The 3,982-nt window shown below is 58.0% G+C and carries 5 protein-coding genes; all 5 read right to left on the minus strand.

From position 1 onward, the window contains the following. Positions 1-361: 361 nt before the first annotated feature. Positions 362-1,234 (minus strand): JAB domain-containing protein, encoded by an 873-nt coding sequence (locus Q0F21_RS06065; RefSeq protein WP_297238313.1) that lies wholly within the window; start codon positions 1,232-1,234, stop codon positions 362-364. Then, the gene (locus tag Q0F21_RS06070) at positions 1,231-2,349 is read right to left on the minus strand and encodes a sugar phosphate nucleotidyltransferase (RefSeq protein ID WP_297238315.1); all 1,119 of its coding nucleotides are present in this window, start codon (positions 2,347-2,349) and stop codon (positions 1,231-1,233) included. Before Q0F21_RS06070 ends, Q0F21_RS06065 begins: the two co-directional genes overlap by 4 nt. Before the next feature lie 93 nt (positions 2,350-2,442). Then, complete coding sequence (locus tag Q0F21_RS06075; protein WP_297238317.1) at positions 2,443-2,952, minus strand: FHA domain-containing protein; 510 nt, start codon at positions 2,950-2,952, stop codon at positions 2,443-2,445. Between the two features lie 4 nt (positions 2,953-2,956). Beyond that, positions 2,957-3,628, minus strand: coding sequence for a hypothetical protein (locus Q0F21_RS06080; protein ID WP_297238319.1), 672 nt, complete (start codon positions 3,626-3,628; stop codon positions 2,957-2,959). Continuing rightward, positions 3,625-3,982 (minus strand): hypothetical protein (locus Q0F21_RS06085; RefSeq protein WP_297238321.1); only part of this gene is annotated, 358 nt, incomplete at its 5' end. The genes Q0F21_RS06085 and Q0F21_RS06080, both read right to left, overlap by 4 nt.

Below are 3,982 nucleotides of genomic sequence, written 5' to 3' on the forward strand. Positions count from 1 at the left end.
GGATGAGGTTGAGTCATGGTAAGTGTGTGTGTCTATTCTGTATTAAATGATGGGATAAATTTAGCCAAAAACCCACATACGAGAGCCCCCTGACCGACCTCACCTCAGACTAATACCGGTATCAGCGAAAACTATAGTCGGTATTAGTCGACACTAATACCGGTAATAGTGCCGACTAATACCGGTAAAAGGATCAAGCGACAGCCACCCGCTGACAGCCAGGTCACTTCGGCAGGGCTTGCACAGACATCGTATCCGATGGTGCAGGGTGGTGGTGTCTGAGACAGTCGTAAGGTAGATATATGATGGAATAGCCTCGGTCTGCTGACCGAGGTGACAGAGGAGTAACGGAGACCGGAGATCACCCGCCGATCAGACGATCGTGATCGAAATAACTGTAGTAGCCGCGGTCCGTGTAAATCAGATGATCCAGGAGCGTCACCCCCACCACACGACAAGCCTCATAGAGCCGCCAGGTGAAATGGTCGTCATCCCCGCTCGGAGTGAGCGAACCGCTCGGGTGATTATGTACCACGGCAATACCGAGGGCTCTGTGGCGGAGCGCCTCACGGAGGATCACCCGCACATCGGCGGAAGTCTCCTGATAGCCGCCGGAGGAGATCACCCGGCGGAGAGGTAGTGCATCCCTCAGCCGCGCCTCCTCCTCAGCCACAGCGCGGCTGTCGGTCACGGCTCGGCTCATTCGCTTGACTCTTGTCTCATCGTCGCCCAGCAGCTCCGTGCGACTGAGGATCCGGTCGCTGTGGACCACTATATTCTGACTATTGAAGCAGAGGAGCCACATCTGCTCCTCGGAGAGGCCGGACAGCCGATCAGCTATGTAGTCGTAGATTTTTAGACTGTTGCTCGCCTGCGTCATCTCTACGCCATACTTCGGGTCGCAGATCTCGCGAGTGGCGCGCATGCCGAGCTCCATGGCGGCGGCAATAGTGACGAGCTTTACCTTCCCCATGCCGGTGATGACCGGGTAGATATTGTCGATAAAGTCCTTGTAGAGGAGGTCGAGATGACCGTGGTAAGTGGAGAGGAGTGACTTTGCCAGCTCGATGGCACTCTGCTTCTTCGTCCCTCCGCGGATCAGTATCGCCAGCAGCTCCACGTCAGAGAGTGTGCGTACGCCATCGCGAACCGCCCTCTCTCGAGGACGATCCTCGGGGCGCATCTCGTGGATCCCGAGACCTCCCGAGCTGATCTTGTCTGCCGTCTTACTCACTCGACAAACTTCCGATCGATGCTGCCGGCATCAAATATGAGTTGCTTGATCTTATCCAGATCATTGATCTTGCAGACCAGGAGCACATCCTTGTGATCTATCACCACGACGTCCTCCATCCCCTCAAGGGCGATCAGGCGATCCGGGGCCTCCGAGACGACCAGGGTATTGCGACAGGAGTTGCAGATCTTGGGCCCAGGTCCCAGCACTGCGTTGCCCTGCGCATCCTTCTCTGCCATCGAGTGGATCGCCGACCAGGTGCCGAGGTCGACCCAACCGGCATCGGAGAGGAGCATCGTCACGTGCTCCGCCTTCTCCATCACGGCGTAGTCGAAGGAGATATTCGGGCTGTAGGGGAGGACAGTCCTGACGTAGTCCTCCTCCTCATCCGTTCCCCATACGTCCTCGCGCGCATAGAGACGCTCCGTAAGCTCCGGGAGGTGCCACTTCAGCTCGTCGATGAAGGTCTTTGCTCGGGCAATGAAGAGACCCGAATTCCAGAAGAATTCGCCGCTGTCCATCAGCACCTGAGCCATCTCCGCATTGGGCTTCTCGGTAAAGGTCTTCACCTCATAGGGCTGATCCTTCGCCTCCTCTCCGGCTCTCTCATCACGGGCAACCGCCTGGATGTAGCCGTAATTGGTCTCCGGGTAGGTGGGGCGGATGCCTATCGTGACGATCTCACCCGGCTTGTCGGCGAGGCGGCATCCCTTGACTGCCAGCTCCACAAACTCCTCCGGAGCGATCACCAGGTGGTCACAGGGCGCAATCGTGATCACCGCCTCCGGGTCACGGGCGTAGATGTGGCGAGCGGCATACGCTATCGCGGGAGCAGTATTGCGATGGGTCGGCTCCAGCAGGAGACACTCCGCCGGCAGCTCCGGCAACTGATCCCTCAGTTGCTGCAGGTAGTCGACGTTGCTCACGACGAGGAGGCGCTCCCGGGGGAAGTGCTTCAGATATCTATGATAGGAGAGCTGGAGAAGGCTCTTACCGGTACCGAGGAAGTCAATGAATTGCTTCGGGTGACTCTCACGGCTGTAGGGCCAGAAACGGCTGCCCGTACCTCCGGCAAGGATCACGCAATACTCATGAAGTGTAGGGTCAGGGACCATAGGGAAGTAGCTTATAGTATTAGAGGGAGATCGTCTACCTCTTGAGTGGCACAAAGGTACCGAAATTTCGCAAAGCAGAGCGCCTCCACGCCCTTACTCCTCCGATGAGACGATCACAGAGGTATGACCCATCGTTACTACATCTCCGTCCTCCAGCCGTCTCCGCTCGCGAGGCTGCAGCACTTCGCCATTGACGTACGTCCCCTTGCTGCTGCCGGCATCGCGGACGGTCAGGTGTCCCCGCTTGTCGTGCGCAAAGTAGGCATGGCACCGGTCCAGATCGGCATCACAGGTCGGCAGCTGAAGATCGACGTCCGAGTCGGTCTGGAAGCGTCCGAAGGAGCGCTCGCTTCCCTGCGGTAACGCAAACTTACGCTCGTCCGACAGCTGACTATCCACCACCTCTATGTAGCAGTTACCTGTCTCCTCGAGAGAGATCGAGAGCATCTCCGGCGTCTGCTGCATCAGGCGGTGGGTCTCGCTCCGGAAGACGAGGAACGGATGACGACAGAGCGGACAGACCTGCCGCACCCCGTCCTTCTCTGTTGGCGAGGGGCCGGTGACATTGATCTCACGGTCACAGTAGGGACACTTCGCTTTCATTGACTTACTCTTTATCTCGATATTCTTTGATCCACTGAGCCCACTCGTACCGCTCAGTCTCTATAGCCTCACGCTGAAGCGCACTCACACGCTCCTCCCCGATCGCATCGAGGGACGCCGCCAGCCGATCCGCCTCGTAGTCCTCCGGCAGGCGACCCTTACTCAGTTCATAGCTGAGTATATTGTACTCCGTCTCCGGCGTACGACGCTGCATAACCCCGTCCTTCATCCACCCATCCCGACGGACCGATGGGACCAGGAGCTCCTCCTCCACAAAGATCGGCAGACCGGAGACCATGGCATGGAGGACACCCTCATGCATAGGCACGTCGAAGAGGATCATCTCCATATCGGAGGTCATCATCTTCATCTCCGCTCGAGCGCCATCGTCCCCACTGTCGTGTCGGATCACCAGTCTGCTGAGCGTGCAGTCGGTGGCGAGTAACAGGTCTCTGAGGAAGGAGTCCGCACTCCGTATCTTCCCTGAGACCAGATTTTGTATCACCTCCATATACTCATTATTACACCGGCGTGGTATCGGCGCCAGATACTCCTCGAGGGGCTCATCTGACACGGTCTTCAGCACCAGGTGGATGCTGGAGTCACTATTCTCCATCTGTCCCAGCTCGACGCAGCTAAAGGCTACCCGCCGGGTCTTCTTCGTCTCCTCACTCATGGCTGCTCGTCCTTATCGGATGGATGCGTCTCCTCCAGATCTCTCAGGTAGGAGGCCCACTCATAATTCTCTGTTTCGATCGCGATCTCGCTCAGCTCCGCCCACTGTCGGGGTAGCATCACCTGCACGTTGCTACGCATCTCCTCTCCCATCTCCTCGGGGCGACTGCCAGATCGGATGAAGTCGGAGATCAGCTCGATGGGGCTCCGCTTGCGCTCCGGGTCGGGCGTAGGTCCTACCATGGGCGAGTCCGTTACGTGGAAGGAAACCTGAGAGCGAATACTCCGCAGGATCTCCTCGTCCACAAAGATCGGCACCCCCAGAAGGACCGACTGAACCAGTGCGTCCTCCATA

Origin of the sequence: uncultured Porphyromonas sp. (assembly GCF_934359325.1) — a bacterium.
Taxonomy (GTDB): domain Bacteria; phylum Bacteroidota; class Bacteroidia; order Bacteroidales; family Porphyromonadaceae; genus Porphyromonas_A.

What these genes read in the sequence shown, in the direction of transcription:
- Q0F21_RS06080 (WP_297238319.1), bottom strand. Translation starts at nt 3,628, where the DNA reads ATGAGTGAGGAGACGAAGAAGACCCGGCGGGTAGCCTTTAGCTGCGTC.
- Q0F21_RS06075 (WP_297238317.1), bottom strand. Translation starts at nt 2,952, where the DNA reads ATGAAAGCGAAGTGTCCCTACTGTGACCGTGAGATCAATGTCACCGGC.
- Q0F21_RS06070 (WP_297238315.1), bottom strand. Translation starts at nt 2,349, where the DNA reads ATGGTCCCTGACCCTACACTTCATGAGTATTGCGTGATCCTTGCCGGA.